Genomic DNA, 14,695 nt, shown 5'->3' with positions numbered 1-14,695 from the left:
AGTGCGAGAGCAGTCTTTTTTCAAAAAAAGTGATTTAAACCTAAGCTAAAGTGCTTTTAGGACCTTGCGGGCAGCTTCGATAGTCTTTTCGATGTCGGCATCAGTGTGGGCAGAGCTGACGAAAATGGCTTCGAACTGGCTGGGGGCCAAGTAAATGCCTTCATCCAACATTCCCAGGAAATACTTGCGGAAAAGCTCCAAGTCAGACTTCTGAACATCTGCGAAGCAATTTACAGGACCATCAGTGAAGAAGACGCAACCCATGGAACCCACCTGGTTTGTGGTCATAGGGAGACCCGCTTCCTGGGCAGCAGCCTTGAGGCCTTTTAACAAGTTCGTCGTGGATCGTTCCGCACGAGTGTAATGTTCCGGATTGCGGCTCAGTTCGCCCATGGTAGCAAGGCCCGCAGCCATGGCCACCGGATTGCCGGACAAGGTGCCAGCCTGATAGATTCCGCCCAAGGGAGCAATCTGCTGCATCACATCCAGGCGGCCGCCATAAGCACCCACCGGCATGCCACCGCCAATGATCTTACCGAAGGTGGTCAGATCCGGCTTAATGCCGTAAAGGCCCTGGGCGCAATGAACACCCACACGGAAGCCGGTCATCACTTCATCGAAAATCAGGATGGAGCCATGCTTCTTGGTTTCTTCGGAAAGAGCCTGGAGGAATTCCTGAGTCGCAGGAACAACGCCCATGTTGCCAGCCACCGGTTCCACGATAACGCCTGCGATTTCATCACCGATGGCGTTGAAAGTTTCGCGAACCTGAGCCACATCATTGTACTGGAGCGTCAAAGTATACTTGGCAAGGTCTGCGGGAACACCCTTACTGCTGGGCTTGCCCGTAGTCAGCATGCCGGAGCCGGCCTTGATCAGCAGGCTATCGCTGTGACCATGATAGCAACCTTCAAACTTGACAATCTTATCGCGCCCGGTAAAGCCACGGGCAGCACGGATGGCACTCATGGTAGCTTCGGTACCGGAGTTCACCATACGAATCATCTCGATGCTGGGAACCAACTGCATCACCAATTTCGCAAGTTCAGATTCCAGACCGCAGGGTGCGCCAAAACTAAGGCCATTCTGAGCCGTTTCGGCAACAGCCTTGATAACGGCATCGTGAGCGTGGCCCAACATCATGGGGCCCCAGGAACCCACATAGTCCACATAGTCGTTTCCATCAACGTCATAGATATGGCTACCCTTGGCACGAGCGATAAAGGGAGGAGTTGCCCCCACGTTTCCAAAGGCTCGAACAGGACTATTGACACCACCCGGCATCAGGGACTTTGCTTCAGCAAACAGTTTTTCACTAACAGAATGATTCATAGGATACAATATAGGAATTATGAACTTTGAGCATCCCCAAGATTTTACAGTTGTGCATCAAAAAACTTCATGATTTTTCTGCAGCATCTCGCTTGACAGTTTGTTCTAAGTTTCATATATTCCGTCTATCTGCGAGTGCAGATTTTTTCATATATCGTATTCATCTGCGAATGCAGATTTTTTTTACATAGCTTCAACCTTTAACCTGCATTTTCCGCAGTTTGGATTGGCACCTTCTTTACAACAATCTAAACCGAGGTCACCCTTGAATTCAGGAGGTGACCCGAGGGCAGGTTCCCGGCGATTACAGTAACACAGAAGGATCAGCTCCGCAAGTACCACTACTATCTGATGGAAAACCAGCTGAAGGCCAATGCGGAAAAGGGGATTCCCTCCGTGGCAATCATCCTCTACAATGGCAAGGACAACTGGGACCCGCTTAAAAAGCTGCAGGCGTACCCCAAGGAACTCCAGAGGTACCTGCTCCCCTTCAAGTGCATCCTGCTGAACGTGAAGGAGGTTTCTGACGAATCTCTGAACGGATTCGGGGCGCGCCTTGCAGCCTTCATCTGCGCCATGAAGTACATCTGGAATCCAGACAATTCTCGGGAGACATTCTCTAAAGTACTGGACCGAATCCACAGGGAACTGCCCCAATCGGAAGCCCTTGACTTACTGTACCAGATGGATGTATATTTGAAAGGATGGTTAAGAGCCAACTTTATGGAGGCATTCAAGATGGATTTCGTTCGTCCCAATTACAAGACTGTCGGCGACGTTCTCAGGGAAGAAGAAGAGATCAGGAAGCTTGCAATCCCAAAGCCCTAAGATTCAGATTTCTTTCAGAAAAAAATCTCACCCGCGGTTATATACTGCGGGTGAGTTTTTTTTGAAACCAGTAGTAAAAAAAGCCCGCCGGCACTAAAACCAGCGGGCTTTTGAGAATTAAACAGTTATTCTTTATCCTTTACGCAACGGATGGATATTGCATAAGCTGTCTTAGTTTCAGTAAAAGACATTTTTCCTTTATTAGGGTCATCATCAGCATAGTCAAAAGCCAAGGTGGAATACGTACTTGTTGCCACCGAATTAGCATCAGTCGTCCAGAATGCCGTATACTTGTCAGGATTCCAACAATCGCTCGATCCACAATTACCTGTGGGAACGACACTGAATCCCAGTTCATCAGTTCCGTCCCATGTCGTGGATCTCAAAACTTTGGACGGATCGCCGGTTCCCCCACATGTGGCACGAGCGATTAGATCCTCAAAATCAGCCCTCGACGGCAAACGCCAATCCTCAGGGCAAACACCATTTGCACCGTAATAAAGCAGTTGTACACCGTTAGTATGTACTTTTGTCGTGACGGAAGAAGCACTATATTGAATGTTTTCAGCAAACCATGTCCGATCACCGATGGTCACAGTCTTGTACTCATGATCATCGCGAGTATCGGCATAGGTACCCTTAACAGTCTCTTCACAGGAGGGGGCTGCACCGCTGGAGGTTATCGGAGCGGCCGCGCTGGAGCTGTATTCAAATACTTCCGGTACAGCGCTGGAGCTCGGAACAGATGCGCTAGAGCTAGGAGCAGCTTCGCTAGAATAGGATGCGCTGGAGATTATCGGAGCGACCGCGCTGGAGTAGGCAGGTGCAGCGCTGGAGCTCGGAACAGATGCGCTAGAGCTAGGAGCAGCTTCGCTAGAATAGGATGCGCTGGAGATTATCGGAGCGGCCGCGCTGGAGTAGGCTGGTGCAGCGCTGGAGGTTGCTGTGCTGGAGGCAGTATTTTGAAGAAGTTCATCGTCGTCAAGGCAAATCCATTCTTCCGGATCATAGGGAGTGCTTCCGCACAAGGGCTCTTTGAGATTGACGGAATTGTCACCGCAGATAAGTTTCACGACACCATTGCCTTTGTCACTGATGCTGCAGCTGGCACCATCCTTACCGTCATTCACCACATATTCGGCAGATTCGCCTTCGGCGGTTTCGCAAGTGATGGTCGTCGTCTTCGTGCCATCATTATTTTCGATCTGCGATGCAGAGCAGGAAAGGCCATCTTCGCCCTTATCGCCCTTGTCGCCCTTGTCACCCTTATCGCCCTTATCGCCCTTGTCACCCTTATCACCCTTCAGGCTGGCAAGCCAGTCTTCCAAGGACAATTCAGATTCAGCCAGTTCGAAGGCGCTCTTGCCGTTCCTGAGGGTGTCTAGGACTTCGCCATCGCAGCTAACTTCGATGCCTTCATTAATGATTTCGGCTGTACAGCTGGTGCCGTTGTCGCCATTGTCGCCCTTATCACCCTTGTCACCCTTGTCGCCCTTATCACCGTTCTTGCCGTCTTCACCGTTCTTGCCGTCTTCGCCGTTCTTGCCGTCTTCGCCGTTCTTGCCGTTTTCGCCATTCTTGCCGTCTTCACCATTCTTGATGGTGCCTACGACTTTGCCATCGCAGCTAACTTCGACGCCGTCATCAACGACCTTGGCAGTACAGCTTGCGCCATTCTTGCCATCCTTGCCGTCCTTACCATCCTTGCCGTCTTCGCCATCCTGGCCCTTCAGGGGAACCCATTCCCCATCAGCACAGAAATACAGGGCAGCGGAATCAGTCACATAGGCCATTGCGCCCTGGTTGCTTTCGCTGCATTCACCAAGCTTCTCGTCAAGAATCGAGACGTTAGATCCTCCGTCAGATACGGTAGATTCATCACCGCAAGCAGACAATCCCAAAATAACAGCAGATGCAACTACTGCATATTTACTAAACTGAGCACTCATACTCACTCCTTTTAAAAAAAGACGCGGTAAATGTAAGAAAAAAAAATGATTTTGTCTACAAAAAGTAAGTTTATTTTTTCAGACAAAAAAAATTTTTTATTTATTATTTCCTGCATAAAAAAAACGCCCCTGCGAAAACAGTAGAGTCATTTTTAGACAACAAGCACTCTACCCTAGCAGTCCCTTTTCCAGAATTTCCTTGGCGTGGTAGGTAATGATGATGTCGGCGCCGGCACGCTTGAATGCAATCATATTTTCGCGGATGATGGAATCTTCGTCGATCCAGCCCATCTTTGCAGCGGCCTTCACCATGGAGTATTCTCCACTGACGTTGTAGACGGCTACGGGGACGTTGCTGATTTCGGCAGCACCGCGAAGCACATCCAAAAAAGCAAGGCCCGGCTTTACCATAACGATATCGGCACCTTCTTCCAAATCCAGTTCCACTTCGTGCATAGCTTCACGGATGTTGCGGACATCCATCTGGTAAGTTTTGCGGTTGCCGAAATGGGGTGCGGAATCGGCGGCATCGCGGAAGGGGCCGTAATAGGCGCTGGCGAACTTAGCGCTGTAACCCATAATGGGAGCGTTGGTAAAACCAGCTTCGTCCAAAGCTTCACGGATGGCGGTAATGTGACCGTCCATCATATCACTGGGGGCCACCATATCTGCGCCGGCAGCAATCTGAGAAACAGCTGTCTTCGCCAGAAGTTCCAAGGTGGGATCGTTATCCACATCGCAATCCTTGATGATTCCGCAGTGGCCGTGGCTCATGTATTCGCAAAGGCAGACGTCGCAAATCACGTAGATTTCCGGGAATCTGGCCTTGATTGCACGGGTGGCGCGCTGAACGATACCATCATCATCATAAGCCTGGGAGCCCATTTCGTCCTTGTGGTCGGGAATACCAAACAGCAACACGGACTTCAAGCCCAAAGGTCCAAAGGTTTCAATTTCCTTCAGCAGTTCATCGATGCTGAAGCGGAACTGGTTGGGCATGCTGGGAATTTCTTCTTTGACGCCCTCCCCTTCTACCACGAACATGGGGTAAACGAGGCAATCGGGGCTAACGGAAGTTTCCGCAATCATGTTGCGGATGGTAGTATTCTGACGAAGACGACGAGGACGGATAATCATAGGTTAAAGTTTTAAGGTTAAAGATTAAAGGTATGAGGTTTAATAATCGCGCCGAGGGCGCCTTGTTTTAGCACAAAACTCATTACTCATAGCTCACAGCTTTCTTTTTCAATTTGTTCTAGGTCTTTTTTCCAGTCTGCCTGAATTTTCTGTTTCAGTTTTTTTGCCAGGCTGGGAACGCGGCCCTGGGTGGAAACGGTTACGGTGATGTTTTTACCAAAGTCCATTCGGGCGGGAACAATGAAATCACCGTCCAGGTAATCGCAAGCGTTGTTCACCAGAATGCGGCGGGCTCGCGCATCGTTACTGACTTGTGCATTTACTGCCGGCTGATCCGTACAGATGAATACCATAGAAACAGAACGAAGATCCAGAACATCGTAAGGACGCTCTTCCAGAGTTACAGTCGTAAAAGAATTCTGCGGCACTTCTAGAGTCTTGAACTCAGGATCAAACATGGGTGCCACCACCGTAATGCGGGCTCCTGTAGGAAGCAAGGTCTTTACCTTACGAAGGGCTATGCGGCCACCGCCCACCACCAGCACATTTTTACCTTCCAGATTCATTTCAATAGCGAAAAGGCTGGAATTGGAATGAGCTTGATTTTCCTTTTGTGCTTCGGCGCGATTCGCACGACGAACACCATTGACCACCATATCCGCAAAGCCATCCCATTCTCCCAGGGGTGGCAAAAGCGTCATGGGAATCTGCGGGAAGTCCTTCTGGGCTGCGGCAACAATGGCGGGAATATCACCCTTGGAATGCTGACCGTTCAAAAGCAAGTAAGGCAACAAGGTTACGGATTCCACATCCTCGCGTAAGATAGCACGCAAATCATTATCCAAATCCACAAGGCTAGTACTTGCTATACGAGCGCCAGGCATATCCTTACGAAGGCGGTCAAGAACAGTTTCAAAACCGCGGTAAGCTCCCGGACGGATGCAGTTATGGGCGATAATCAGAACGACTTTCATACGGCGTAGTATTCCGTGATTTTCTTGACCAGGGAATCCATGGAAGTCTCTTCGCTTTCCACAACTTCAAAGTCGTACTTCTTGGCGGTGGCAGAGGTCAGGCGACCAATGGAGAAGGCCAAATGAGGGCGCTGCGCGCTGAGGTTTGAGGCCGCACCTTCGGTGCTTTGAGGTAATTTCAAAGCGTTCATGAAATTTTCCACGGCACTGGAGCTGGCGAATACGACGGCATCAGCACCGGCAACGGCTTCACGCTTCCAGTCGGGCAAGGTGGCCACAGGAAGGGTTTCGTAAACCACCCAACGGGTTGCCTTCGGCAAAAGCTTCAAGATGGTATCGTCGGCAAGATTTCCCTGGAGAAGGAGGATGCGAGATTCGTCAAGACGGGATCCGTCGACGCGCGGCGCTTGCTCAGGATGACATATGGCGGCAAGCAGCTTGCCCAATCCTTCGCCGGTGTGGTCTTCGGGAACGTAGTCGCAGCGGATGCCACGTTCCAGCAACTTCTTCTCGGTAATTTTCCCGACAGATGCAATCTTCTTGCCGGCAAGGATGCGAATGTCCAGGCCCGCCTTGAAGAGGGCTTCAAAGAAGGAATCTACGCCGTTGGTACTGGTGAATGCGAGGACGTCAAAGTTTGAAAGGTCTGCGAAATCAGCAGCAGTCCCATCCAAAGAACCTACGCGAGGTTCAACACCACGAGTCTCGATCATGGGCGTCTCAATAACTTCGGCTCCGAGAGCCGTCAGGCGGGAAGCGATTCCCCCAGCCTGCTTTGCGGCTCGAGTAATCACCAGACGCTTACCCGAAAGTGGCAAGTTCTTTCGCCAAGCGAGAGACTTGCCCAATTCCACTACGCCACCCATAATGGTAATGGCAGGAGCGGTTACGTTTTCACGAAGGATAGTCTCCCCTGCGGTTTCCAAGGTACACATAACGGTACGCTGGTAGGGGGTTGTTCCCTTTTCGATAAAAGCCAGAGGAGTCTTGGGATCCTTACCGCATTCAATCAGACGGCGAGAAATCATTTCCATATTGGAAATGCCCATCAAGAAAATCAGAGTGCCAGGGCACTTGGCAAGAGCGGGAAAATCGAGACCAGAAATGCTAGATTCTTCGACTCCGCCCTTCGTGCTTCTACCCAAAGGGCATAACTCAACTTGAGAACTAAAGTTCTTAGTTTCGTATAGCTCAGAATGACACGTCTGCATTTCCTGCTTTTCATGGCCGGTAACAATGTGGAAGCTGGTAGCAATTCCACGATGGCTTACAGGAATGCCTGCGTAGGCGGGCACAGAAATGGCACTTGTGATACCGGGAACCACTTCGAATTCCACACCGGCATCAATCAGTTCCAAAGCCTCTTCGCCACCACGACCGAACACAAAGGGATCACCACCTTTCAGGCGGGCGATTACGGCACCAGGCTTTTCCTGGGCAAACTTCACCAACAGTTTATTGATTTCGGATTGCTTAACCTTGTGATGAGTAGGCATCTTGCCTACATCCACCATTTCGGCACTTGCATTACAAAAAGACAAAATTGCCGGAGAAACCAAACGGTCGTACACAACAACATCGGCACGTTCCAAAATGGACTTGCCCTTCAAGGTAAACAGACCCGGATCACCGGGGCCTGCGCCAATCAAATAAACTTTTCCAAAATTCTTCATTCCGTATTAAAATTTAGAATTTATGGTAGGACGTAAAATCTTTTATTATTCAGCCAGCTGCTTTTTAATGAGTTCCGCAAGGGCAACGCCCAAAGCCTTGGATTCTTCGAGCGTATTGGATTCATTCATGTGGATTTCACGGGACGTTTCAGCACGAAGCAAACGAGAGGAAGATTCGTCCCAATAGATACCGCGAATTTTCAAAGTACGTACATCACCAATTGCGTCTTTTTCAAATTCTGCAAAACTTGCCACAGGAAATTGGCATCCTGCATCCAGAGCCTTCAAGAAAGCCATTTCGGCAACGGCAATACAGAAGGTGGGAACGTGGTTTACGCGGGAGAGGATCGTTTCGACACACAGCTCTTCGGGTTGGCGCAGGGTTTCAATGGCGAGGATGCCCTGGCCGCTGGCAGGGAGCATCTGTCCGGTGCTAAAATATTCAGTCACCTGATCCGCCAAACCCATTCGGTTCAAGCCGGCGGCAGCAAGGACAACACCGTCCAATTCGGCCAGCTTAGAAATGCGGGTCTGGATGTTTCCGCGAATGGGAACGTATTCCAAATCCGGGCGCAAGGCCTTCAGCTGAACGACACGTCGAATGCTACCCGTTCCAACCTTGGCTCCCGCAGGCAGGTCCATAAAGCGGATGCCAGCGACACCCCCGCGGGCCAAAAAAGCGTCACGGGGATCTTCGCGTTTTAACACGGCAGCCAACTTAAACTGGGGAAGCACTTCGGCAGGCATATCCTTCAGGCTATGAATCGCAATGTCAGCGCGCCCTTCCAGAAGAGCCACTTCAAGTTCCTTGATAAAAACGCCTTTGCCTCCAAAACTTGCCAGGGACTTGTCCAGACGACGGTCCCCTTCAGTAGTCATAGAAACCAGTTCGTATGAGAGGCCCGCGCAGTCCCCACCATCGGCGCAATTCCCACCGACCTTTTCGTCAGCGAAAAAACTGCGGTTGGCCGCAACGATTTCATCGGCAGCCTGGGTGGTCTGGGCAAGCGCCAAGGCGCTCTTACGGGTCGCGATTCTTAGCTTCATTACAAAACCTTCTGCTAGATCCTTCGCTACGCTCAGGATGACACGTTGCAAAGGCATTCCAAATACTTCTGAACGTCTTCAGGAGAATTTTTGTCCTTTACCTTATAGAGGTACTCGCTGGCGATTTTCTTGGCGAACCGTTCAAACATCATCTGAATTTTTTCAGATTCCGCAGTTTCCAAATTCGGCAAGGAGCGGAGCAATTTCTCAGATTCCTCGGAAGCCATCCGCATCATCTTTTCGGCCTGGACATTAATAAGCTTGGCCACATCATCCATGCGGTACCACTGCAAAAATTCCTCGATACCTTCCTGAAGGATTTTCTGGGCGGCCTCCAGTTCGATAACGCGGAGGCGGCGGTTTTCATCCACAACTTTCTGCAGTTCATCGACGCAGACATAGGTAACGTCCGGAAGTTCGCCAATAGAGGCTTCACCATTACGGGGGCTTCCCAAGTCGATGACCAAGTGGGACTTTTCCTTTAAGGCGGCAGCGTACTCATCCCTGGTAATAATCGGGTCATGGCAAGCGCTACATAGAATGACCACATCGCACGTTCCAACCACATCGTAGCGGTTTTCAAAAGGAACAGGAGTCAACACGTCGGCAAACTTTTCGGCATTAGAAAAAGTGCGGCTGCTGGCAAAAATGTGAGTCGTATATTCCTGAACATACTTCAACATCAGGGAACCCATTTCGCCAAGGCCGATAATGTAGACCGAACGGTTTTCAAGATCGTCAAAAGTCTTAAGGACCTGCTTCATGGCCAAAAAGGGAATGTTGCAGCTAAGCTTGCTCAAATTGGTTTCGGTCTTGATGCGCTTGGTGGTGTGAATGGCACTCTGAAAAAGCTTATTCAGGCTGTTGCCTGTAGCCCCAAGCTGGTGAGCCGTTTCGTAAGCACGATTAATCTGGTTAAGGATCTGGTCCTCCCCCACGGCCACGGAATCCAGGCCCGCACACACGTTCATCACATGATGGGCCACATCGTCACCACACTTCACATAGAAGAACTGTCCGAAGTCTTCAAACTTCTGTCCAACCAATCCGCAAATGTAGCGGACCAGTTCGCCTTCCTCAAGTTCCCTGTCGCTGGCCACGTAAAATTCAGTGCGGTTACAGGTGGCAAGAATCAAAAGTTCATCAAAAGGTTTGCGCTGGAGAGCTTCGGTCTTTATATCCATGGGGATATAGAACTTCTCGCGGACAGCAATATCCGCGACCTTATGACTCATTCCTGCCATGTAGATTTTTCGCATGGCCCAAATGTAGAAAAAACGTTCTGATCTTTAATGTTCTTCAATCCATTCGTACCGTTCTTTCATCCACTTCACCATGGCTTCAACCGCTTCATCGTAAGAATCATACGGTTCCTTCAAAGCCCAGTTTTCGGTATTGCGGATAATGGGCCAACGCTTGTATTCATTGGCAATAGCCTTCTCGATTCCCTTACGGTACAGGGGCACGCTATCGATCAAGTCATAAAAAAGTTCCTTGTGATCTTCCCAGAATTTTTGCGCTTCCAACCGAATGTAATAGTCATTGAAAATTAGACGGTTCCAGCGTTGAGAACGAATGTACCAACCATCGGCAGATTTATTCTGATCATAGGAAGCATTGCCGAAAGCCAGGTCAAAATCCCACAGGGGGCCAAAATGAATCAAGCCTCCCTTCGACCAAGTCATATAAACGCTTCGGGCAAAAGAGCCATCTTCATTCTTTGAATATTCCTGCACCCAATAGTAGCGCAGATAATCTTCCATATCAATCCATTTGCTCATGGTATCAGAATAACCATTGTGACCGCCATGAATAAAAATCTCAAATTCATTCAGGTGTTCCGTCAGCAGCGCTTCTGACTTTTCCGTCATATTCTTGGGCGACTTCACATGGAATGTGTATCCCAAATTCGTGGTCACATAAGGCGGATCCAATTTTTTACTGTCTTCCTTTTCAAACAAAAAGGTAGAATCGTTCTCTTCGATGTTCACCCGGTTCTTGCCCACCTTTACGGTTTCAGAAAAAAGGTAGAGGCCCATATATTTGCGATTTAGATAAAGCTCTACAAATTGCATCTTGGGAGTATATCTCGCCCCAAGCCATTCCGAAATTCTGGACATCATAAAATTCCGCAAATGAGTCTTGTCCCCATAATTGGCGATCAGGGCCCAGTCCCTATTCTTGGGCATGCCGAACATTTTTACCTTGTCTTCAAATTCCAGTTTCAACCCGTACTTGGGCATCTTGGCGCTTGAATTTCCGCGGCCACGAACAGTCAGCTTATAGACACCGCTAACCGGAGCCGAGTCGCCATAAATCTGGAGCCGCGACGGGAATTCCGTTTCAACATCCCGGATCTGAGAAAAATTTTCGGTCTCGATAACCACACGGGGAATACCCGCATAAGGGTACTGCGAATCATCAATGGGCAAGTAATCCATTTCGTCATCCGTTCCATCATAAACACAACCGCCAAACAACAAGGCGATCAAAAGGAACATCAAACTTTTTACGAAAGACAACCGCATACGACATTTCAAAAATACAACATAAATCATCATTTGTTTAAATCTTTGATATATTTGGAGCATGATGCGAGGGACTTCCATTTTAATGTTGTTGGGCGCGGCCGCCATGGCCTACGCAACCGAAGTCCTGCACCCTATTTTACCCCCAAGCACCTGGGCCTCTGTAGAAGGAGCCGTCGATCTAGACGAAGACATCTACAGTGCCGACATGAATGTCTCTGCCGAGTTCGCCCTTCCTATGACCGGTGGCAAGGCCAGCCTTTATGTTGACGGAGCCTTCCGCTTCTTGAGCTTCAGCTACGAATATTCGACCAAGGGGTACGTCCACAATTACTGCAACCTTCACGTAAACGGTTTTAACGAAACCTACGTAGGCGCCAAGTTCATGCCCTTCGTCAACGAAGAAGCCGACATTCTGAAAGGTGCCGGCCTGAACGTCGGCTGGCGATTCCCTCCAGGAGAAGGTTCCCAGCGGAACCGATTCCACCGTCTGAACATAGAGCCCTTCTACGCGTTCAAGTTTACGCAAAGATTGATTTTGGGGACCGCATTCAGGTACAACAGATTTTTTGAAAAGAACGACTTCGCCCCAGGTGACGAAGTCGGCTTCAAGGCATCTCTGGCATGGAAATTCTGGTGGAACGAAAGCACACAGAGTGGCTGGATTTTTGACCAGGTGTTCCTATACCAGAACCGAATCCACGAATCCGAAAACCTGCACATGGACAAGCCCTACCGCAAAATGAAGGACGACTTCCATGGTTACAAGATGCGATTCGACCTTTCCAGAAGGTTCAGCGCCCTCCCCATTAGCCTAGGTCTCAATTACGAAATTCACGAAGGCACCCTCTTCGGTTTCGAGACGGGTCATCGCATCGGCATCTTCCTGAAAGCAGGAATCTAGAAGTACTTATAGCTGGTCTTCTTAAGTTCGCGTACAGAATGCAGTACCGCAAACTGAGGATTGCCAAGAGCCGCCACAGCCTCGTTCACAAAACGCAGAAGTTCTTCGTTTGTAGAAGCATGGAACATGGCATAAACATTATAGGGGAACCCCTCAAACGGAGGGCGTTCATAGCAATGGGACACATGAGGATTCGCCGCGAGAACCGCACCGGCAGCAGACCCATCAGCCACATCAAAACAAACCATGGCATTACACGGGAAGCCGGCATCCTGATGGCGAAGTACGGCCCCGAATCGGCGCATACGCCTGGACGTCAGGTCAGAACAAGCATCCTGTAAAAGATCCTCCAGAGACTTCGTCCCGCTAATGACATCCGCGAAAAGTTCGTTAAACGGAGTCAGGGAATGAGGCAAATCTCCACTCAGCAACCGGATGCGGGTTCGGTCAGAAACAGACAACGCCGAAACGTTCAAGGCATTCGCCGAACTTACCGAGTTCATCGCGCTAGCCGAAGGTTCGCCCTGCTTTGCCGAAGTCCTGGAACGCCGAGACATGACCGTGTTGATCTTGAACATCTTGCGGGCCGGCATGGAATGAACATCGTGCAGAGCGGTCTCCCCGCAAAGTTTATCGATTACAGCCTGCAAAGCCAATTCACTTTCGGCAATGACCGTAAACCACACATTATACTGGTGAGACCTGACGTAATTGTGGGTAATGGCAGGAATTTCCATAACCGCAGCAGCAAACTGTTCCAGGGCAGAATCGTCAGTGGCACCAGTCGCCACGCTAGGAACCTTGCCGGCACACAGGCGGCTTACCAGACCAAGTCGTTTTGTATCGTACACACCGCCAAGTCGACGGATAACGCCAGATGAACGAAGGGATTCAACCACATCAAATACAAGCTGTTCCGTAGTATGCAAATGTTGAGCATCATCCGCATGCTGCAACACGGCTTCGCGATTCAGCATATCGGCCAAGACAGCATAAGGACGTTCCACAATGGGGAATCCGTCCTGGATGATGTCAAGGATTTGCTGTTCTAATTCAGTCATAATATAGTGGTTAGTAAGCAGTGGTTAGTAAACAGGTTTATAATCCTAATCACTAACCACTAATCACTGTTGACTAGATAACCACTTCGTCGTCGTTCAGGTAGCAGGCCGGGTCCATTTCCCAGAAGTCACCTGTAACAGCTTCGGCGCGGGTACGGAAGTTACCGTTGCAAAGGTTCAGGAAGGCGCACTTGGGGCAGCGCCCCTTAAGCAGCGGCTTACGGTTCTTGAGGCCCGCCATAATGGGATTGGATTCGTCGGTCCAGATATCGCCGAACTTGCGTTCGCGAACATTGCCCAGGGTTATGTACTGGGTAAACTGGTCGGGATGAACGTTACCGATACTGTCGATGTTACCGAAAGCCATACCGCTACGGTTACCGCCATTGCTCTGGATCAGCTCCAGAATCTTCTTGGCGCGTTCCGGATCTTCGCGCTTCATGCGCTGGTACAGATACACGGCGTCGGCGTGATTGTCGACAGTCAGAATTTCCTTATTGAGACCACGCTTCTTAAAATCAAGAACGCGGTCGATAATCAAGTCCATGACTTCACGGCTTTCTTCGTGGCTCAGGTCATGGTCAACAATGCCGCTGCCACGGCCGCTATAGACCAGGTGGTAGAAGCAGGCGCGATCGATGTTTTCGGCTTCGATCAAATCGAAGATGGAATTCAGGTCGCGGAAATTGTCCTTGGTAATGGTAAAGCGGAGGCCCACCTTCTGACCGGTAGCCACACAGTTACGAATGCCGCGGATGGCAAGCTTATAGGCGCCCTCTTTACCGCGGAACTTGTCATGGGTAGACTCGTTACCATCAAGGCTAATACCAACATAGCCCACCCCCATGGCCTTCAGCTTTTCGGCCACTTCGGGAGTGATGCATGTACCGTTGGTAGAAATTGTAGGGCGAATGCCCTTGCTGGCCGCATAGTTGGCCAGTTCAAAAAAGTCGGGGCGAAGCAGAGGTTCGCCACCGCTGAACAAGATCACAGGAACCTTGAATTCAGCCAGCTGATCGATAAGTGCCAGACCTTCTTCGTGGGTCAGTTCGTTCTGATACTTGATGGCTTCAGAACGGGCATAGCAGTGTACGCACTTCAGGTTGCAGGTCTTGGTGCAGTTCCAAACCACCACCGGGCCGCGGCCTTCAGAAACTCCGTTCTTGGCTTCGTGAGCCTTGGGAGTATAGCGCAACTGGTCCCCATAATTTGGGGCATCCATCAAAAGCTTGGTAATACTGATCATCGTGAATTCTCGGTTC

At 50.0% G+C, this 14,695-nt stretch carries 12 protein-coding genes; 2 read left to right on the top strand and 10 right to left on the bottom strand.

The annotated features are described in order from the left end of the window. Positions 1-45 precede the first annotated feature (45 nt). Positions 46-1,332 carry a glutamate-1-semialdehyde 2,1-aminomutase gene (gene hemL / locus BUB94_RS06645; RefSeq protein ID WP_073235332.1) on the bottom strand — a complete coding sequence of 429 codons (1,287 nt, stop codon included), beginning with the start codon at positions 1,330-1,332 and terminating at the stop codon, positions 46-48. A 303-nt stretch (positions 1,333-1,635) separates the two neighbouring features. Between hemL and BUB94_RS06640 the strand changes: the two genes are divergently transcribed. Beyond that, positions 1,636-2,160, top strand: a complete 525-nt coding sequence (locus BUB94_RS06640) for an Rpn family recombination-promoting nuclease/putative transposase (RefSeq protein ID WP_256375049.1) — start codon at positions 1,636-1,638, stop codon at positions 2,158-2,160. A 125-nt stretch (positions 2,161-2,285) separates the two neighbouring features. Here BUB94_RS06640 and BUB94_RS06635 read toward each other — a convergent pair whose 3' ends face one another. The 7 genes from BUB94_RS06635 to BUB94_RS06605 form a co-directional block, all read right to left on the bottom strand. Next, on the bottom strand, positions 2,286-4,109 hold the full coding sequence (locus BUB94_RS06635) for an FISUMP domain-containing protein (RefSeq protein WP_073235326.1): 1,824 nt from the start codon (positions 4,107-4,109) through the stop codon (positions 2,286-2,288). 168 nt (positions 4,110-4,277) lie between these two features. Next, on the bottom strand, positions 4,278-5,246 hold the full coding sequence (gene hemB, locus BUB94_RS06630) for a porphobilinogen synthase (RefSeq protein ID WP_073159389.1): 969 nt from the start codon (positions 5,244-5,246) through the stop codon (positions 4,278-4,280). An 86-nt stretch (positions 5,247-5,332) separates the two neighbouring features. Further along, on the bottom strand, positions 5,333-6,220 hold the full coding sequence (locus BUB94_RS06625; RefSeq protein WP_073235323.1) for an NAD(P)-dependent oxidoreductase: 888 nt from the start codon (positions 6,218-6,220) through the stop codon (positions 5,333-5,335). Then, complete coding sequence (gene cobA / locus BUB94_RS06620) at positions 6,217-7,893, bottom strand: uroporphyrinogen-III C-methyltransferase (RefSeq protein ID WP_073235320.1); 1,677 nt, start codon at positions 7,891-7,893, stop codon at positions 6,217-6,219. Before cobA ends, BUB94_RS06625 begins: the two co-directional genes overlap by 4 nt. 45 nt (positions 7,894-7,938) lie before the next feature. Next, positions 7,939-8,940, bottom strand: coding sequence for a hydroxymethylbilane synthase (gene hemC / locus BUB94_RS06615; RefSeq protein ID WP_073235435.1), 1,002 nt, complete (start codon positions 8,938-8,940; stop codon positions 7,939-7,941). A gap of 32 nt (positions 8,941-8,972) precedes the next feature. Beyond that, entirely contained in the window at positions 8,973-10,199 is a 1,227-nt protein-coding gene (gene hemA / locus BUB94_RS06610; protein ID WP_073235317.1) for a glutamyl-tRNA reductase, read from the bottom strand. A gap of 30 nt (positions 10,200-10,229) precedes the next feature. Continuing rightward, entirely contained in the window at positions 10,230-11,468 is a 1,239-nt protein-coding gene (locus BUB94_RS06605; RefSeq protein ID WP_175549687.1) for a CotH kinase family protein, read from the bottom strand. Positions 11,469-11,529: 61 nt separating this feature from the next. On the opposite strand from BUB94_RS06605, the gene BUB94_RS06600 reads away from it, so the two are divergent. Further along, positions 11,530-12,372, top strand: coding sequence for a hypothetical protein (locus BUB94_RS06600; protein ID WP_158535416.1), 843 nt, complete (start codon positions 11,530-11,532; stop codon positions 12,370-12,372). Here BUB94_RS06600 and BUB94_RS06595 read toward each other — a convergent pair. Further along, a complete protein-coding gene (locus BUB94_RS06595) occupies positions 12,369-13,433 on the bottom strand; it encodes an Lrp/AsnC family transcriptional regulator (RefSeq protein WP_073235311.1) in 1,065 nt (354 codons plus the stop codon). The genes BUB94_RS06600 and BUB94_RS06595 overlap by 4 nt on opposite strands. 73 nt (positions 13,434-13,506) lie before the next feature. Beyond that, a complete protein-coding gene (gene nirJ1 / locus BUB94_RS06590; protein ID WP_073235308.1) occupies positions 13,507-14,679 on the bottom strand; it encodes a putative heme d1 biosynthesis radical SAM protein NirJ1 in 1,173 nt (390 codons plus the stop codon). Between the last annotated feature and the right edge of the window lie 16 nt (positions 14,680-14,695).

The organism is Fibrobacter sp. UWH9, assembly GCF_900129715.1.
Lineage (GTDB): Bacteria > Fibrobacterota > Fibrobacteria > Fibrobacterales > Fibrobacteraceae > Fibrobacter.
The sequence above is the reverse complement of the archived record's forward strand: the minus strand, read 5'-3'. Positions and strand labels throughout refer to the sequence as shown.

Bases quoted from the DNA above. Each gene is read 5' to 3' on its own strand.
- hemA (WP_073235317.1), bottom strand. From the start codon at position 10,199: ATGCGAAAAATCTACATGGCAGGAATGAGTCATAAGGTCGCGGATATT.
- nirJ1 (WP_073235308.1), bottom strand. From the start codon at position 14,679: ATGATCAGTATTACCAAGCTTTTGATGGATGCCCCAAATTATGGGGAC.
- BUB94_RS06605 (WP_175549687.1), bottom strand. From the start codon at position 11,468: ATGCGGTTGTCTTTCGTAAAAAGTTTGATGTTCCTTTTGATCGCCTTG.
- BUB94_RS06600 (WP_158535416.1), top strand. From the start codon at position 11,530: ATGATGCGAGGGACTTCCATTTTAATGTTGTTGGGCGCGGCCGCCATG.
- BUB94_RS06635 (WP_073235326.1), bottom strand. From the start codon at position 4,109: ATGAGTGCTCAGTTTAGTAAATATGCAGTAGTTGCATCTGCTGTTATT.
- hemB (WP_073159389.1), bottom strand. From the start codon at position 5,246: ATGATTATCCGTCCTCGTCGTCTTCGTCAGAATACTACCATCCGCAAC.
- hemC (WP_073235435.1), bottom strand. From the start codon at position 8,940: ATGAAGCTAAGAATCGCGACCCGTAAGAGCGCCTTGGCGCTTGCCCAG.
- cobA (WP_073235320.1), bottom strand. From the start codon at position 7,893: ATGAAGAATTTTGGAAAAGTTTATTTGATTGGCGCAGGCCCCGGTGAT.
- hemL (WP_073235332.1), bottom strand. From the start codon at position 1,332: ATGAATCATTCTGTTAGTGAAAAACTGTTTGCTGAAGCAAAGTCCCTG.
- BUB94_RS06595 (WP_073235311.1), bottom strand. From the start codon at position 13,433: ATGACTGAATTAGAACAGCAAATCCTTGACATCATCCAGGACGGATTC.
- BUB94_RS06625 (WP_073235323.1), bottom strand. From the start codon at position 6,220: ATGAAAGTCGTTCTGATTATCGCCCATAACTGCATCCGTCCGGGAGCT.